Source organism: Halorubellus litoreus (genome assembly GCF_055378595.1).
Map to the genome: position 1 here is coordinate 945,946 of NZ_AP043836.1, position 14,964 is coordinate 960,909.

13 protein-coding genes are annotated in these 14,964 nt (G+C 68.4%); 6 read left to right on the top strand and 7 right to left on the bottom strand.

The window, feature by feature from the left end; genetic code table 11:
- Positions 1-92: 92 nt before the first annotated feature.
- From ACZ48X_RS08955 to icd, 4 genes are all read right to left on the bottom strand, one after another.
- Complete coding sequence (locus tag ACZ48X_RS08955) at positions 93-905, bottom strand: hypothetical protein (protein ID WP_336352467.1); 813 nt, start codon at positions 903-905, stop codon at positions 93-95.
- Positions 906-1,005: 100 nt separating this feature from the next.
- A complete protein-coding gene (locus tag ACZ48X_RS08960; protein WP_336352468.1) occupies positions 1,006-1,500 on the bottom strand; it encodes a GNAT family N-acetyltransferase in 495 nt (164 codons plus the stop codon).
- A gap of 154 nt (positions 1,501-1,654) precedes the next feature.
- Positions 1,655-2,377, bottom strand: a complete 723-nt coding sequence (locus tag ACZ48X_RS08965; protein ID WP_336352469.1) for a hypothetical protein — start codon at positions 2,375-2,377, stop codon at positions 1,655-1,657.
- A 157-nt stretch (positions 2,378-2,534) separates the two neighbouring features.
- Entirely contained in the window at positions 2,535-3,803 is a 1,269-nt protein-coding gene (gene icd, locus ACZ48X_RS08970) for an isocitrate dehydrogenase (NADP(+)) (RefSeq protein ID WP_336352470.1), read from the bottom strand.
- A gap of 1,184 nt (positions 3,804-4,987) precedes the next feature.
- Here icd and ACZ48X_RS08975 point away from each other — a divergent pair.
- On the top strand, positions 4,988-5,887 hold the full coding sequence (locus ACZ48X_RS08975) for an isoaspartyl peptidase/L-asparaginase (RefSeq protein ID WP_336352471.1): 900 nt from the start codon (positions 4,988-4,990) through the stop codon (positions 5,885-5,887).
- Positions 5,888-5,953: 66 nt separating this feature from the next.
- The gene (locus ACZ48X_RS08980) at positions 5,954-6,514 is read left to right on the top strand and encodes a hypothetical protein (RefSeq protein WP_336352472.1); all 561 of its coding nucleotides are present in this window, start codon (positions 5,954-5,956) and stop codon (positions 6,512-6,514) included.
- 245 nt (positions 6,515-6,759) lie between these two features.
- On the opposite strand, the gene ppk1 is transcribed toward ACZ48X_RS08980, so the two are convergent.
- Both ppk1 and ACZ48X_RS08990 read right to left on the bottom strand, forming a co-directional pair.
- Positions 6,760-9,222 (bottom strand): polyphosphate kinase 1, encoded by a 2,463-nt coding sequence (gene ppk1 / locus ACZ48X_RS08985; RefSeq protein ID WP_336352473.1) that lies wholly within the window; start codon positions 9,220-9,222, stop codon positions 6,760-6,762.
- 15 nt (positions 9,223-9,237) lie between these two features.
- The gene (locus ACZ48X_RS08990) at positions 9,238-9,942 is read right to left on the bottom strand and encodes a metallophosphoesterase (RefSeq protein ID WP_336352474.1); all 705 of its coding nucleotides are present in this window, start codon (positions 9,940-9,942) and stop codon (positions 9,238-9,240) included.
- 186 nt (positions 9,943-10,128) lie between these two features.
- Between ACZ48X_RS08990 and map the strand changes: the two genes are divergently transcribed.
- Positions 10,129-11,025: a type II methionyl aminopeptidase gene (map, locus tag ACZ48X_RS08995; protein WP_336352475.1), complete on the top strand. Its 897-nt coding sequence runs from the start codon at positions 10,129-10,131 to the stop codon at positions 11,023-11,025.
- 290 nt (positions 11,026-11,315) lie between these two features.
- On the opposite strand, the gene ACZ48X_RS09000 is transcribed toward map, so the two are convergent.
- Positions 11,316-11,516, bottom strand: a complete 201-nt coding sequence (locus tag ACZ48X_RS09000; RefSeq protein ID WP_323675562.1) for a DUF7835 family putative zinc beta-ribbon protein — start codon at positions 11,514-11,516, stop codon at positions 11,316-11,318.
- Positions 11,517-11,792: 276 nt separating this feature from the next.
- Here ACZ48X_RS09000 and ACZ48X_RS09005 point away from each other — a divergent pair, with 276 nt between their 5' ends.
- The 3 genes from ACZ48X_RS09005 to ACZ48X_RS09015 all read left to right on the top strand — a co-directional run bounded on the left by ACZ48X_RS09005 (position 11,793) and on the right by ACZ48X_RS09015 (position 14,953).
- The gene (locus ACZ48X_RS09005) at positions 11,793-12,326 is read left to right on the top strand and encodes an HIT family protein (RefSeq protein ID WP_336352476.1); all 534 of its coding nucleotides are present in this window, start codon (positions 11,793-11,795) and stop codon (positions 12,324-12,326) included.
- A 958-nt stretch (positions 12,327-13,284) separates the two neighbouring features.
- Entirely contained in the window at positions 13,285-14,208 is a 924-nt protein-coding gene (locus ACZ48X_RS09010; RefSeq protein ID WP_336352248.1) for a cation diffusion facilitator family transporter, read from the top strand.
- Between the two features lie 94 nt (positions 14,209-14,302).
- A complete protein-coding gene (locus ACZ48X_RS09015; RefSeq protein ID WP_336352247.1) occupies positions 14,303-14,953 on the top strand; it encodes a metal-dependent hydrolase in 651 nt (216 codons plus the stop codon).
- Positions 14,954-14,964 lie beyond the last annotated feature (11 nt).

The following is a 14,964-nucleotide window of genomic DNA, read 5'->3' on the forward strand; positions in this document are numbered from 1 at the left end:
TGTCGTGCGAGGCGGCGAAGGCATCGAGGTAGGCACCGCGAGCGAGGGCGTCGTGGCGCGACGCGAGTGGGGCGCTCGCCGGCGGCGAGCGGTCAGATGCGGCCGAGGTAGCGCGCGGTCGCGGCGAGGGTCGCCTCCGAGAGCGCGTACGTGTGCCCCCACCAGTCTGGGTCGTAGCGGACGTCCCGCGAGAACCGCCCGAGGCAGCCGGAGCCCGGCCACTGGGTCTCGCCGCCGACCGTCGTCTCCGCGTACGCGGTCGCGAGCGGCGTCACGATGGCGCCGCGGCCGTCGCCCGCCGGAACGACCGCGCCGAGGTCGTGCTCGCAGCCGCGACCGATTATCGGTCGCGCGTCGAACGGCGTCACGAGCCCGTGGAGGACCTCGTGGACCGCCATGTTGTCCGTGACCGCCGCGTCGTCCCACTGCTCGGTCGCGCCGACGTTCGCGTACGACACCGGCCCGCCGTTCTTGAGGTGCGTGCGGTTCCCGCCGTACCCGATGGACTGCTGGAGGGGTTCGTCGACGAGCATGAGGTGGAGCGCGTCGGGGTCGCGGCGGCCCTCGGCGTCGAGCCAGTCCGCGGTCGACTCCCAGACCGCGTCGCGCGTGTTCGTCACCACCGTCCCCCGGGGCGCGGTTCCGCCCGCGGCGACGTCGAACGTGACCTCGCGGTCGAGTTCCCGGTCCGCGTTCCGCGCGACCTGTTCGACGCCGCGGTCGACCGCCCGCACCACCCGGCGGAAGGTGCGGTCCGGAATCGAGGGGACGCGATGCACGACCGTACCGACGGACAGGGGACTCGCCGGCGCGTCCGCGTTCGTCGTCGTGGAGTCGGTTCCCGGCTGGGCGAACGCTGGCGCGCTCGCCGCCACGGCCTGGAGGAGGGCGCGTCGAGACGGCACGCGCTCGGCTTCGCACCCGACCGGCGTAAGTCTCCTCCCTCCGTCGCGGCCCGAGATTCAGTCCGAGCCCCCGCCGTCGCGGGGTGTGGACGACAATCAGTCAGTCAGTAGCGTCCTTCCGCATCTTCACGTGCGGGATGCCGGCCTCGTCGAACTCGTCGCCGAAGCGCTCGTAGCCGAGTCGCTCGTAGAATCCCGCCGCCTGCGTCTGGGAGTGCAGGAGGAACGACTCGAACCCGCGGTCGCGGCCCTCGGTCTCGAGGACGTCCATCAGCGCGCGCCCGACGCCGGTCCCGCGGTACGATTCGAGGACGGCGACCCGCTCGACCTTCCCCACGCGCGCCTCGTCGCGGTCCTTCGGCCGGAGTCGCGCCGCTCCCACGGGGCGCACGCCGTCCGCGACCGCGAGCGCGGCGTCCCGCGTCGGGTCGCGGTCGTACGCGACGACGTGCGTCGTCGCCGGGTCGTCGTCCCAGTCGTCCCACTCCAGGCTCTCGTCGACGTCCTGCTCGTCCACGAACACCACGCGCCGCACCGCGAACGCGTCCTCGCGCTCGTCGGCCCCCGCCGCAACCGCTGCACGTACGTCGGTCATACACGAGTCGACGCGGACGACCGTCGAAGGCGTTTCGTTCCCCAGGCGGTGACGGTCCAGTCAGTCAAAGCACGCCCGTGCCATAGCTGTCGATTCAGAGCACGCCCGTTCCATAGCTGTCGATTCAGAGCACGCCCGTTCCATAGCTGTCGATTCAGAGCACGCCCGTCCCGCCGCTCGCGACGACGACCGACGCGTACACGTCGCCGTTCGGCGCGACGTGGACGTCCGCGCTCCCGTGCTCGAAGCGCTCGCTCGTCAGGAACTCGCGCACCTCGTCGTCGCCGAGGAGGTTCCGGAGGAAGGCGTCCGCGACCGCGTCGGCGTCCGCGAACCCCTCGATGGCGCGCTCGCCCTCGCCGCCCGTGAAGATCCGTCGAACGAACTGGAATCGGCCGAGCCGGAAGTCCCGGAGTCGCCCGAACAGCTCGCGCGCACTCCCGTCCTCGCCGGTCGTGACCGTGTACGCGGTCGCGTACCGCGCCGCGTCCACGACGCGACCGTCGGCAGCGAGGGGAGCGTCGCGCTCGGCGTTCACGCCAGCCAGGATCGCGTCCTCGACCGTCACGAGCGAGATACCGCCCGCGCGCTCCGCGCTTCCCGGCGCATCCGGAATCGCCGGCGGCGTGTACTCCTCGTACAACAGGTACCCGCCACCGAACACCGCAACCGCGCCAGCGACGCCGTACCCGACGAGCGCACGCCGCGACGTCCCCAGAAGCGACTCCGCCTCACGCACGTCGCGCTCGCCGTCCAACGGCACCTTCTCCAGCGACATCCCCCCGCAGTTCGAACACGGCGGATTGTGCTTGGGCGTCCGCTCCCCGCAGTGCTCGCAGCGCCACTCGAACCCGCCAGCGTCGGCCGCGTCGTCCATCACTCACACAGAACGACCGCTCGCCCAAACCGCTACCGGACTCAACGCGCCGTCGACCACAGGCGGCCGGTTCGAGCGGCACCTCGCACGAACCAGCGGCTCTCGACGGCGAAGAAACGGAGAGAAGAACCGCGACCGCGTCGCCGCGAGAACCGCTCTACGAGAGCTTTTCGATATTGTTCACGACTTCGTCGGCGAACTCGCTGGTAGCGAGCTTCTCGCCGCCCTCGATCTGCCGCTCCAGGTCGTACGTGACCTTTCCGGAAGAGATGGTCTCCTCGACGGCGTCCCGGACGAGCGTGCCAGCGTCCTTCCAGCCCATATACTCGAGCATCAGGCGGCCCGAGAGGATCATCGCGGTCGGGTTGACCTTGTCCTCACCGGCGTACTTGGGCGCCGACCCGTGAACCGGTTCGGCGAGACAGCGTGTGGTACCGAAGTTCGCGCCGGGGGCGATGCCGAGGCCACCAATCTGGGCGCCGGCGGCGTCGGACATGTAGTCCCCATTCAGGTTCATCGTCGCGATGACGTCGTACTCGCTCGTCCGAGTCAGCAGCTGCTGGAGCATGTTGTCGGCGATACGGTCGTTGACGACGATCGTCCCCGCGGGTTGTTCGCCGTCGTACTCCTCCCACAGCTCGTCTTCGGTGATGATGTCCTCACCGTACTCCTCCTCGGCAACCTCGTAGCCCCAGTCGCGGAACGCGCCCTCGGTGAACTTCATGATGTTGCCCTTGTGGACCAGCGTGACGGAGTCGCGGTCCTCCTCGATGGCGTAATCGATGGCCTCACGGACCAACCGCTTGGTGCCGTACTCGGTGATGGGTTTGACGCCGATGCCGACCGGGCCCTCGTGGATGGTATTGTCGAAGCCCATCTCGCCCTCCACGAACTGCTTGACCTCCTGGACCTCGTCGGTGCCTGCTTCCCACTCGATACCGGCGTAGACGTCCTCCGTGTTCTCTCGGAATGTAACCATGTCCATCTCGCCGGGGTCCTTGACTGGGGACGGGACGCCGTCGAGGTGGTAGGTGGGGCGGACGTTCGCGTAGAGGTCGAGGGTCTTCCGGAGCGCGACGTTGAGCGAGCGGAAGCCGGCGCCGACCGGCGTCGTCAGCGGCCCCTTGATGGCGACCTTGAACTCCTTGATCGCTTCGACGGTGTCCTCGGGGAGGTTCTCGTCGTACTTCTCGCGAGCGGATTCGCCGGCGTAGACGCGCATCCAGGAGATGTCTCGGCCGGTCGCCTCGGCGGCAGCGGTGAGGACCTTCTGGGCGGCCGGTCCGACGTCCTTCCCGATGCCGTCCCCGTGAATGATGGGGATGATGGGGTTCTCGGGGACGTCCAGCTCGTCAGCGTCCTCGTCGACAACTTCGATCGCCTCGCCGTCCGACGGCACGTCGACCTTCTCGTACTCGTGACTCATACTCGCCTAGTTGGTCGGAATACCCGCCTAAAAGGGCTATCATTTGGCTGCGAGACCCGCGACGTCGGCGTGTTCGCGGCCGTTCTCGGTGTGGTCGGGAGGAAAGTTTTGCCATCGCGTTCGCGGTGCCGCTGGCCGCGTGCCGACTCGCGCGAACACGTGAGGGCCGCGACTACGTGGTCAGCGACGAACGGTGCGACGACGAACAGCACGAGGAGGACGGCGGATTCGGCGCGACGGCGACGGAGTCAACGTGACGACAGGGAATTCGGCGCGACGGCGACGGGATCGACGCGGCGACACGTACTCGGCGTGGCGACGTGGTCGGCGCACGACGACGGGTTCGGCGAGCGACGGTGACGGTAGCGACCGGGTCGGCGCGGCGAGGCTGCTGCGAGGGGTCCGTCGGCGACAGCAGGAAGTTGGTGTGCGTGTGGTGCCGGTTGATTCGCGGTGCGTGTTCGTGAGTCGGTGCCGGTCGGTCGCGGCGTGGCCTGCGCCGCGACAGCTCGGTGCGTGCGTGGTCGGCCACGACGTCTGCGTCTCCGTCGTGGGGCGGTCGTGGTCGGTGCGGGTCGGCCGCGGTGCGGGCAGTCCACCGCGGGGGTCGCGTCGAGTTTCGAGTGATCGATGCGTTCGGTGCGGGCGTTCGTTGCGTTCGGTGCGGGCGTTCGTTGCGTTCGGTGCGGGCGTTCGTTGCGTTCGTTGCGTTCGGTGCGGGCGACCGCGGTGCAGGCAGTCCACCGCGGGCGTGAACGATGTTGGTTCGCGTTCGGTTCGCGGTCGATTCGAGATGGTTCGCGTTCGGTTCGGGCGGCCGCGGCGCAGGTGATTCGCCGCGGGAATCGCGTCAGCGCCGGTTCGGGTGCGGTTCGAGTGGCCGCGGTGCAGGCAGTTCACCGCGGGCATCGCGTGTCGGAGGCCCGTTGGTCGGCGGTCGTCGGTGCGTTCGTGGGTGCCGCCCGCTGCGTCGTGGTCGCGCGGACGACGTCACGGTCGTCGCAAGCGTATTGTCCGCATCACGTCTTAGTCAAGAGTTACCACACCACAAGTACTTTGGGGCCAATTACCATGGGGGCGGCGGCACGGCCGGGCCGTGGCGGGACGGGACCGGCGCGGTCGAGAACGACAGCCCATGGCGCAGGTCGGCAAGCGTTAAGCGGCGGGGGGCCGCGTCCCAAGCCATGCAGGTCATCGTGCACGGCGGCGCTGGGAGTGCACCGGACGAACCCGAGAGCCGACAGGCGATCCTCGACGACGCCGCGAACGACGGCGCGACCGCGTCGACACCGCTGGACGCGGTCGAAGCGGCCCTCCACGTTCTCGAATCGTCGCCGCGGTTCAACGCCGGTATCGGCGGTGCCGTCCAGTCCGACGGCGTCGTCCGCACCGACGCCGGCGTCATGACGAGCGACCGCGACGCGGGCGCCGCGTGCTCGATGCCCGGCGTCGAGCACGCCGTCTCCGCGGCGCGCGTCGTCCTCGAGGAGACCCCGCACGTCCTCGTCTCCGGCGAGCACGCCGTCTCGCTCGCCGACGACTACGGCGTCGACACGGACCGCGACCTCTTCACCGAGCGAACGCGCGAGAAGTACGCGAACGCGGACCCACCCAGCGGGTCGCCGAGCGAGCACCTGGCGTGGCTCGCCGACCGCTTCGGGCAGGGTGGTGCGGCGAGCGCCGACCCTGAATCCGGAAGCGACCACACCGATCACGACACCGTCGGCGCGGTCGCACGCGACGGCGACCGCATCGCGGCGGCGACGTCGACGGGCGGTCGCTGGTTCGCCCTGGCGGGGCGCGTCGGCGACGTCCCCCAGCTCGGGAACGGCTTCTACTGCGCGCCCGCCGGTGGCGCGAGCGCGACCGGCGCCGGCGAGGACATCGCTCGCGTCACGCTCGCGCGCCGCGCCGTCCGCCACGTCGAATCCGGTCGGGGCGCCGACGACGCCGCCGCGCTCGCCATCGACGAGTTCGCCGAACTCACCGGCGCGCAGGCGGGCGTCATCGTCCTCGACGCCGACGGGAACGCCGGCAGCGCGTACAACTCCGAACTCATGCAGACCGCCGTCGCCGTCGAGTAGCCCGGGAGACGTCCCGCACCGCCCCTGTCGGTTCCTGACGGGCTGCAGCGTCGCCGCGGCGGGTTGATGGTTCGAGCGCACGTACTGGCGGGCGTGTACGAGTGGTTCCCGCTTCTGGCCATCCTGACTGGTGTCGTGGTCGTGGTCGCCGCGCCCGTCGTCGCCGTGCTCGCGGTCGTCGCCGAACGCGTCGCCGACGTACGCGTCGACCGCGTCGCCGCGGTCCTGGTGGCCGTCCCGACGACGGTGGCGGTCGGCGCACTGCTGGTCCTGGGTGGCGTCCTCGCCGCCGCCGTCGTCGCGGCGGTGGTGCTCGTGCTCGCGGTCGCACCGCTCGGCGTCGGCTGGCTCGTCGCCGCCCGCGCCGACGCCACCCCCGTCCGCGCCGGCCGACGTTGGGTCGTGCTCGCGTGGCCGGTCGTCCTCGGACTCGCCGGCGTCCTGTTCGTCGCACCCGGTGGGTTCGCGCGGTACAACGTCCTGTTCCTGGACTCGCCCGTTCGCGAACTCGCGGTCGCGGGCCTGCTCGCGGTCGCCGTCCTCGGGCCGGGCGTCGCCGTCGCCGTCCTCGACCGACGGCGCCGGTCCCGTCCAGCCGGGACGCCGCCGGAACCACCGAGACGCTGAGAACCGCACGACTGCGACGCCACGTAGCCGGTTTTCGACGCGTGTCGTACCCTATCTTTATCATCGTCGATGGCGACTAGGGTCGTATGCTCGAACAGACCCAGCACCGCCGCGCGGCCTGCCCCGAGTGCGGCACGAAGACGATCAACGTCCAGGGCGTCGACGCGTGCCCGGACTGCGCGTGGATCGCCGACGACGACTGACGACACCGCCCGCAAAAGAACGCGGCCGCACCGCCGTCGTCGTCAGTCGAACAACGTCACCGGCCCCTCCCACACGTCGAGGCCGGCCTCCGCGCGACGCATCATGCGCTCGTGGAGGTCCCGCACCGGCTCGCCCTCCGCGGGCCGTACCTGCTCGTACGACCCGTCGCCGTGCATCCGCCAGCGACGACGATTGTCCTCGAGGTTCAGTTCGAGCACGCGCGCCAGCTCGCGCTGCAACCGCGGGTCCTCGACGGGCGCGTTCGCCTCGACGCGGTTGTCGAGGTTCCGCACCATCCAGTCCGCCGACCCGATGTAGAACCCGGGGTCGTCGTTCTCGAAGTAGAACACGCGCGAGTGCTCGAGGAACCGCCCGACGATGCTATGCACCTCGATGTTGTCGCTGATTCCCTCGATGCCCGGGCGCAACCGACAGATGTCTCGCACGATCAGTTTGCACTCGACGCCCGCCATCGACGCCTCGTAGAGCGCCCTGATGACCTCCGGGTGCTCCAGGCGATTCATCTTCGCGACGATGCGCCCGTCCCCGCCGTCGCGCGCGACCGCGGTCTCGTGGCGGATGCGTTCGAGGAACTGCTCGCGCATGTTCGTCGGCGCGATGAGGAGCCGCCGGTAGTCGTCGTGCATCGAGTGCCCCGTGAAGAAGTTGAACAGCTTCACGAGGTCCTGGCCGACGTCCCGGTCCGCGGTCAGGAGCCCGAGGTCCTCGTACGTCTTCGCGGTCTCCGAGTGATAGTTCCCGGTGCCGACGTGACTGTAGAGGCGGACGTCCTCGTCCTCCTGGCGGACGACGAGCGTCGTCTTCGTGTGCGTCTTCAACCCCGGCGTCCCGTACGCCACGTGAATGCCCTCCTCTTCCAGGCGGTTCACCCACCGGAGGTTGTTCTCCTCGTCGAACCGCGCCTTCAACTCGACCATCACCGCGACCTCCTTCCCGTTCTGGGCCGCCTCGATGAGGCTCTGGATGACGTTCGAGTCCTTCGCCGTCCGATAGATCGCGGCCTTGATAGCGAGGACGTCCGGGTCGTGGGCGGCCTCGTGGATGAACTCGTGGACGGTCCCCGTGAACGAATGGTAGGGATGATGGACGAGGATGTCGCCGTCGCGGACCTCGTCGAAGATCGTCCGGTCCTCGTCCTCGTGGACGTGCGTGAACCGCGGGTGCGGTTTCGGCGTCCAGTCCTCGTACTTCAGGTTCGGCCGGTCGAGGCCGTGCAGTCGCATGAGGTCGCGGTAGTCCAGTGGCGGGTCGCGGACGAACACCTCGCGTTCGTCGACGTCGAGGTGCTCGACGAGGAGGTCGCGGACGCGGTCGGGCGTCCCACTCGCGAGCTCGAGGCGGACGACGGTCGCGAACCGACGCTCGCGCAACACCTCCTCGATCATGTCGATGAGGTCCTCGGCGACCTCCTCGTTCCGGCGGACCTCGGCGTTCCGCGTCACGCGGAACGTCGACCACTCGACGACCTGCGTGTCGGGGAACAGGAGGTCGAGGTTCGCGCCGATCACCTGCTCCAAGGGCACGAACTCCGCGTGGTCGTCGCCGGCGTCCTTGTCGTCGACGCGCACGAGCCGCGGGCGGTTCTGCGGGATCTTCACGCGGGAGAACTTCACGTCCGCGTCCGGCGACTTCCGCGTGAGGATCGCCATCGAGAGGCTGAGGTTCGAGATGAACGGGAACGGATGCGCGGGGTCGAACGTGAGCGGCGTGAGCGTCGGAAGGACCTGCGCTTCGAAGTACTCGCGGAGCGACTCGCGCTGCGCTTCGGCGAGGTCCTCGTGGTCGAGGACGTGGATGCCGGCGTCGGCGAGCGCGGGCTCGACGTCCTCGTGGAAGCACCGGGATTGCTCCTCGAACAACGCTTCGGCCTTCTCGATGGATTCGCGCCACTGCTCGCGCGGCGTGCGGCCGTCGGGCGTGAGCTCGGTGACGCCCGCGTCCATCTGCTGCTTGAGGCCGCCGATGCGCTTCATGAAGAACTCGTCGAGGTTCGACGTGAACAGCGACAGGAACTTCGCGCGCTCCAGGATGGAGTTCCGGTCGTCCACGGCCTCGTGGAGCACTCGCCGCTGGAACGCGAGCTCGCTCAGCTCGCGGTTCAGGTAGAGCGAGTCGTCGTCGAGGTCGACGTCCTCCGGGTCTTCGATGGGGCGTGCCGGTGCGCGTGCGACCGACCCGTCGCCGTCGGCGCGCGCACCGCTGGTCGCTGGGTCGTCGTTCGCTGGCGCGTCCAGGGACTCGACGTCCGCGTCCGCGGGCGCGACGACGACGTGATGGGACTCGCTCGTCCCGCCAGTCCCGCCGATGTGCGACGTCAGGGACTTGCGGCTGTCCGCCGCGTACCCGCACGCGCACTCGAAGCGGGCCGTCGTCGTGGCAGCGTCGTCGTCCGCAGTCATGCCAGTCGTTTCGTCGGCCCCGGATTTATTTGCATCGTCGCTGCCGGTGACGCGGTCGCTCTCGCTGGCGTCGTCGTCGGGCATCGAGAAGCGAGTCACTCAGGCGACGACCCGTTCGCGAGTGTCGACGATGGAGTCGTCGCTCCGGGAGAGCCCGTCGCGGTCGAGTTCGACGGCGACCACCTCGTCGTTCCGGACGTCGTACGCGGTGAGGTCGCCGCCGTACACGCAGCCGGTGTCGAGCCCGATGGCGTGCTCGCGGACGACCGGGCTGGAGAGGACTGTGTGCCCGAAGAACGCGCGGCGGTCACCTGCATACTCGTCCCACCAGAACGGGCGACCGTAGGAGTCGTCGGTGAGCGAGCGCGTGTTCTGGACGTCGTCGACGTCGTGCTCGGCGAGGGGCTTGCGCGGGTCGATGCCGCCGTGAACGACGACGCCGTCGTCCCACGAGATGACGACCGGCATCGACTTGATGTAGTCCATGTCGACGGCGGAGAGCGCGTCGAGTTCCTTCTCGCCGCGCAGGAGTTTCTCCTCGTTGTTCCCGCGGATGGAGAGCATGTTGTCCGCCTCGCGGACGGTCTGCACGACCGCCTTCGAGTCCGGACCCTTCCGGACGAGGTCGCCGACGAACACGACGAGGTCGTCGTCGGTGACCTCGAGCGTCGCGAGCAGGCGCTTCATCGCGTCGAAGCACCCGTGCACGTCCCCGACGACGTAGACGTCGTCCCAGTCGTCGAGGTCGATACGTCGATGCCAGGCGCCCTCGGTGTCGTCGAAGTCGAATCGGTCGGCTGTCACGGTCTTGACCTATATGAACGGGAACGCACGTAAAGCGTTGCTATGACGGCTCTATGCAGCTATGTAGAATGTGTTCGTCAACGAGTAGCATGCGGTCTGCGGGTGCGAATGGCGGACGGAACCGCGACCGCGGGCTCGCGTTGGGGAGACGCAACCTCTTTCTCGCGGACGGGTCTACGATGGGGTATGACAGACGTCGACCTCGACGCCGAGAAGTACGAGAAGCACCGGGAGGCCGGCGAGATACTCGCGCAGGTCCGCGACGAGGCCGCCGACCGCCTGGAGGTCGGAACGAGCTACCTCGAGATCAGCGAGTGGGCCGAGGACCGCATCCGCGAGCTCGGCGGGACGCCCGCGTTCCCCGTGAACGTCAGCGTCGACGAGGAGGCCGCCCACGGCGCCGCCGGCCCCGACGACGACCGCGTCGTCGGCGAGGAGATGGTGAAGCTCGACATCGGCGTCCACATCGACGGGTGGCTCGCCGACACCGCCGTCACCGTCGACTTCTCCGGGAACCAGGACCTCGTCGAAGCCGCCGAAGAAGCGCTCGACGCCGCACTCGACGTCGTCGAGGCCGGCGTCGACACCGGCACCATCGGCGCGGAGATAGAGGACGTCATCGACGCGTACGGCTACAACCCCGTCGTGAACCTCACCGGGCACGGCCTCGGCCACTGGGAGCAACACACCGCCCCGAACATCCCGAACCGCGGCGTCTCCCAAGGAACGACGCTCGAGGTCGGCGACGTCGTCGCCATCGAACCGTTCGCCACCGACGGCTCCGGGAAGGTCTCCGAAGGCCAACAAGAGGAGATCTACTCGCTCGAACGCGAAGCCACCGTCCGCGACCGCTCCGCACGCCAAGCCCTCGACCAGATCACCGAGGAGTTCAAGACCCTCCCGTTCGCCACCCGCTGGCTCGACGTCCCCCGCCCCGAGATGGCGCTCCGCCGCCTCAAGATGAACGACATCGTCCACGGCTACCCCGTCCTCAAGGAAGAAGACGGCTGCCTCGTCAGCCAACGCGAACACACCATCATCGTCACCGAAGACGGCTGCGAGATCACCACCCGCTCACGGTAACCGAGTCAGAACCGAACCAACACCAGAAACGCCGACCTGGCGGTCGCCGTACGCTCGTGCTATCCGCAGCAGAAACGCCGATCTGGCGATCGGCGTACGCTCGTGCTATCCGCAGCAGAAACGCCGACCTGGCGATCGGCGTACGCTCGTGCTATCCGCAGCAGAAACGGCCGCCTGGAGGCGGCCGTATGCTGGTCGGTCCGTAGTACCCAAAGAATCTGCGTGCCGCCGTCACCCCAGTGCCGGCGGCGAGTTGGTTGTTTTGGACACCCCCGTGCCCACCTGTGCGTCTAAGCGTTGTTCATGCGTTGGCTCGAGCGGGACCCACAGCGTTGGCATTCGGCCACGCGGTAGGGTTCGCGCGAGAACTCCGCATTTTCCTCCTTCAGACTTTCAGTACGGATCTGCACGGACACCTGGTGCAGCGTGTCGGTGTCGCAGTCGGTGCAGTGCTCCGTCAGGCCGTCGAAGGAGTTGTCAGTCGTTGCCATCTACAAACCACATGTTACCCTGGTTGGTAATAAATCGATTCGTCAGTTTTCGGGGGCCGGGGGCGAAAAATACCCGACGAGGAGCCAATGAAACCATTCTAACGCCACAGACAGTCCCAAATCGTCTAAAGCCGCTTCTAAGGCGGTTGTCCAGTGTTTGTGGAGAGCATTTCAATCGGTTGTCAATGCTTACCAGCGGATTCCCAGATGGTTACTGTCGAGAAACCCACACGTATGAAGCCGTGCTTTCAAATCAACGCCACACCTCGAAACGATATGGACCAGGTGTTCGCGCCGTGGCGCATCGAATGGGTGGAACGCGACGACAAGAACCCGGACGTCGACTGCGTCTTCTGCGAGTTCCCCGACCGCGACGACGCCCGCAACAACCTCGTGCTCGCGCGCAACGACCACGCCGTCGTCATGCTCAACAACTACCCCTACAACCCAGGGCACACGATGGTCATCCCCCAAGCGCACGAAGGCGACTGGCGCGCGCTCGACGACGACCAACTCCTCGCACACGCCCGCCTCAAACAACGCACCATCGACGCCATGGACACCGCCTTCGCACCCGACGGCTACAACGCCGGCGAGAACCTCGGCGGGAGCGCCGCCGGCGGCAGCATCGACGACCACCTCCACACCCACGTCGTCCCCCGCTGGACCGGCGACACCAACTTCATGCCCGTCATCGCCGACACCAAAGTCATCGTCGAAGCCGTCACCGACACCTACGACCGCCTCCACGACGCCTTCAGCGAGCAAACCGGCGCGACCGACACCGACGCCGGATTCGTCCAATTCTGACCGCGAAGTTTACACGAGACGTAAACCCATCCTCGCACATCACTCTCACAGCGCACCCACACAATCAGTTCCCGAAGAAACGGCCGCCTGGCGGACGCCGTACGCTCGTGCGAGCAGTCGTCCCCGAAACGGCGTCCTGGCGGACGCCGTACGCTCGTGCGAGCAGTCGTCCCCGAAACGGCGTCCTGGCGGACGCCGTACGCTCGTGCGAGCAGTCGTCCCCGAAACGGCGTCCTGGCGGACGCCGTACGCTCGTGCGAGCAGTAATACCCAGAAACGGCGTCCTGGCGGACGCCGTACGCTCGTGCGAGCAGTAATACCCAGAAACGGCGTCCTGGCGGACGCCGTACGCTCGTGCGAGCAGTAATACCCAGAAACGGCGTCCTGGCGGACGCCGTACGCTCGTGCGAGCAGTAATACCCAGAAACGGCGTCCTGGCGGACGCCGTACGCTCGTGCGAGCAGTAATACCCAGAAACGGCGTCCTGGCGGACGCCGTACGCTCGTGCGAGCAGTAATACCCAGAAACGGCGTCCTGGCGGACGCCGTACGCTCGTGCGAGCAGTAATACCCAGAAACGGCGTCCTGGCGGACGCCGTACGCTCGTGCGAGCAGTAATACCCAGAAACGGCGTCCTGGCGGACGCCGTACGCTCGTGCGAGCAGTAATACCCAGAAACGGCGTCCTGGCGGACGCCGTACGCTCGTGCGAGCAGTAATACCCAGAAACGGCGTCCTGGCGGACGCCGTACGCTCGTGCGAGCAGTAATACCCAGAAACGGCGTCCTGGCGGACGCCGTACGCTCGTGCGAGCAGTAATACCCAGAAACGGCGTCCTGGCGGACGCCGTACGCTCGTGCGAGCAGTAATACCCAGAAACGGCGTCCTGGCGGACGCCGTATGCTCGTGCGAGCAGGGGAGTCGACACGCCCTTGAAACCCGACGCCGTAACTCGAAGCGATGAGCGACGCGAAGACGATGCGACGCATGGGCGCACTCGTCCTCGCGGTGAACCTCGCGCTCGCGGCCGGGAAGACCGTCGTCTACCTCGACGGCGGGAGTCTCGCCGTCGGCGGGGAAGCCGTGAACAGCTTCGCGGACGCCGCCTACAGCGTCTTCGTCCTCGTCGGGCTCTACTACACCACGCAGCCGCCGGACTTCGAGCACCCGCACGGCCACGAGCGCATCGAGCCGTTCGTCGCGCTGTTCGTCGCCACGGGCGTGTTCGCCGCCGGCGGCGCCATCCTCTACCAGGCCGGGACGACGCTCCTCTCCGGCGACGCGACGGTTACCACCGGGTTCGCCGCCGTCGGCATCCTCGCGGTCTCCGGCGTCACGAAGTACGCGCTCTACCGCCTCGTGTACGCGCGCGGCGAATCGACGAACTCGCCGGCGCTCAAAGCGGCCGCGCTCGACAACCGGAACGACGTCCTCACCGCGGGCGCGGCACTCGTCGGCGTCGTCGGCGCACGCGCCGGGTTCCCGCTCCTCGACCCCATCGCCGCGAGCGTCGTCGCGGTCGCAGTCTGCTACACGGGCGTCGAGATCGTCCGCGACAACGTCGGGTACCTCGTCGGCTCCGCGCCCCCGGAGGAACTCCGCGTCGAGATCGTCGACCGCGCGCTCGCGCACCCGGACGTCGAGGGCGCGCACGACGTCGTCGCGCACTACGTCGGCCCCGAGGTCGACGTCTCGCTGCACATCGAAGTGGAGGGCGACCGGACGCTGTTCGAAGCGCACGACATCGAGACCGAGGTGATGGACGCCATCCGCGAACTCCCCGAGGTCGACGACGTGTTCGTGCACGTCGACCCGAAGGAACTCGGCGAGTGGAAGGCCGACGCGGACGTCGACCGGCTCGCGCGGAGACACCGAGAGGACTGACCCGGCGGTCTCGGCGGAGACGCCCGAGGCCGGTGGGCGAGGGGGTGAGCGAGGCCGGGATAGGGTTTTGGTACCTGCACCCTTGGCTCGTGGTATGCCTTCGACGCTCGTGCACGTGGCACTCGGTGGGCTGGTTGGGTGCGCGTTGCTCGCCGGTGCGTTCTCGCCGCGCGCCATCCTCGTGGTGCTGGCAGCGGTCGCGGCGGTCGACCTCGACACGTTCCTCGGGTGGGTGGTGGTGGGCGCGCATCGCTCCGCCACCCACACCGTCCTCCTCCCGCTCGCACTGGGCGCGCTCGTGGTCTGGGACGTCCGCGTCCGCGAGCACTCGTGGCTCCGTGCGCGCTTCGGGGCGACCGCGCCGCGGGTCGCGAGCGTCGCCGTCGTCGCGGTCGCGTTCGCGGGCATCGGTCCGGACGTGGTGACCAACGGCGTGAACGTGCTCTGGCCGGTCCACGACCAGTTCTACGAGGTCACCGGGCGGACGTACCTCAGCGACCAGAAGGGGTTCGTGCAGACGTTCGTCGACCTCGGGAACGAGGAGCCCGTGAAGGACGCGAGCCTCGGGTCGACGAAAGAACGCCAGTACCACACGGGCGCGGACACCAACCCCGACAGGAAGGGCGAGCCCGAGGTCCAGGAGCGAATCTTCCCGCTCGCGGGCTCCGGCACCCAACTCCTGCTCGTCGCGACCGGCGCGCTCGTCGTCGCCGGGCGCGTCTACGAGGACGTCCGCGGGCGCTGAGACCCGAGCGG

Coding starts and splice junctions, on each gene's coding strand:
- map (WP_336352475.1), top strand. CDS start 10,129: ATGACAGACGTCGACCTCGACGCCGAGAAGTACGAGAAGCACCGGGAG.
- ACZ48X_RS08965 (WP_336352469.1), bottom strand. CDS start 2,377: ATGGACGACGCGGCCGACGCTGGCGGGTTCGAGTGGCGCTGCGAGCAC.
- ACZ48X_RS09005 (WP_336352476.1), top strand. CDS start 11,793: ATGGACCAGGTGTTCGCGCCGTGGCGCATCGAATGGGTGGAACGCGAC.
- icd (WP_336352470.1), bottom strand. CDS start 3,803: ATGAGTCACGAGTACGAGAAGGTCGACGTGCCGTCGGACGGCGAGGCG.
- ACZ48X_RS08960 (WP_336352468.1), bottom strand. CDS start 1,500: ATGACCGACGTACGTGCAGCGGTTGCGGCGGGGGCCGACGAGCGCGAG.
- ppk1 (WP_336352473.1), bottom strand. CDS start 9,222: ATGCCCGACGACGACGCCAGCGAGAGCGACCGCGTCACCGGCAGCGAC.
- ACZ48X_RS09010 (WP_336352248.1), top strand. CDS start 13,285: ATGAGCGACGCGAAGACGATGCGACGCATGGGCGCACTCGTCCTCGCG.
- ACZ48X_RS08980 (WP_336352472.1), top strand. CDS start 5,954: ATGGTTCGAGCGCACGTACTGGCGGGCGTGTACGAGTGGTTCCCGCTT.
- ACZ48X_RS09000 (WP_323675562.1), bottom strand. CDS start 11,516: ATGGCAACGACTGACAACTCCTTCGACGGCCTGACGGAGCACTGCACC.
- ACZ48X_RS08975 (WP_336352471.1), top strand. CDS start 4,988: ATGCAGGTCATCGTGCACGGCGGCGCTGGGAGTGCACCGGACGAACCC.
- ACZ48X_RS09015 (WP_336352247.1), top strand. CDS start 14,303: ATGCCTTCGACGCTCGTGCACGTGGCACTCGGTGGGCTGGTTGGGTGC.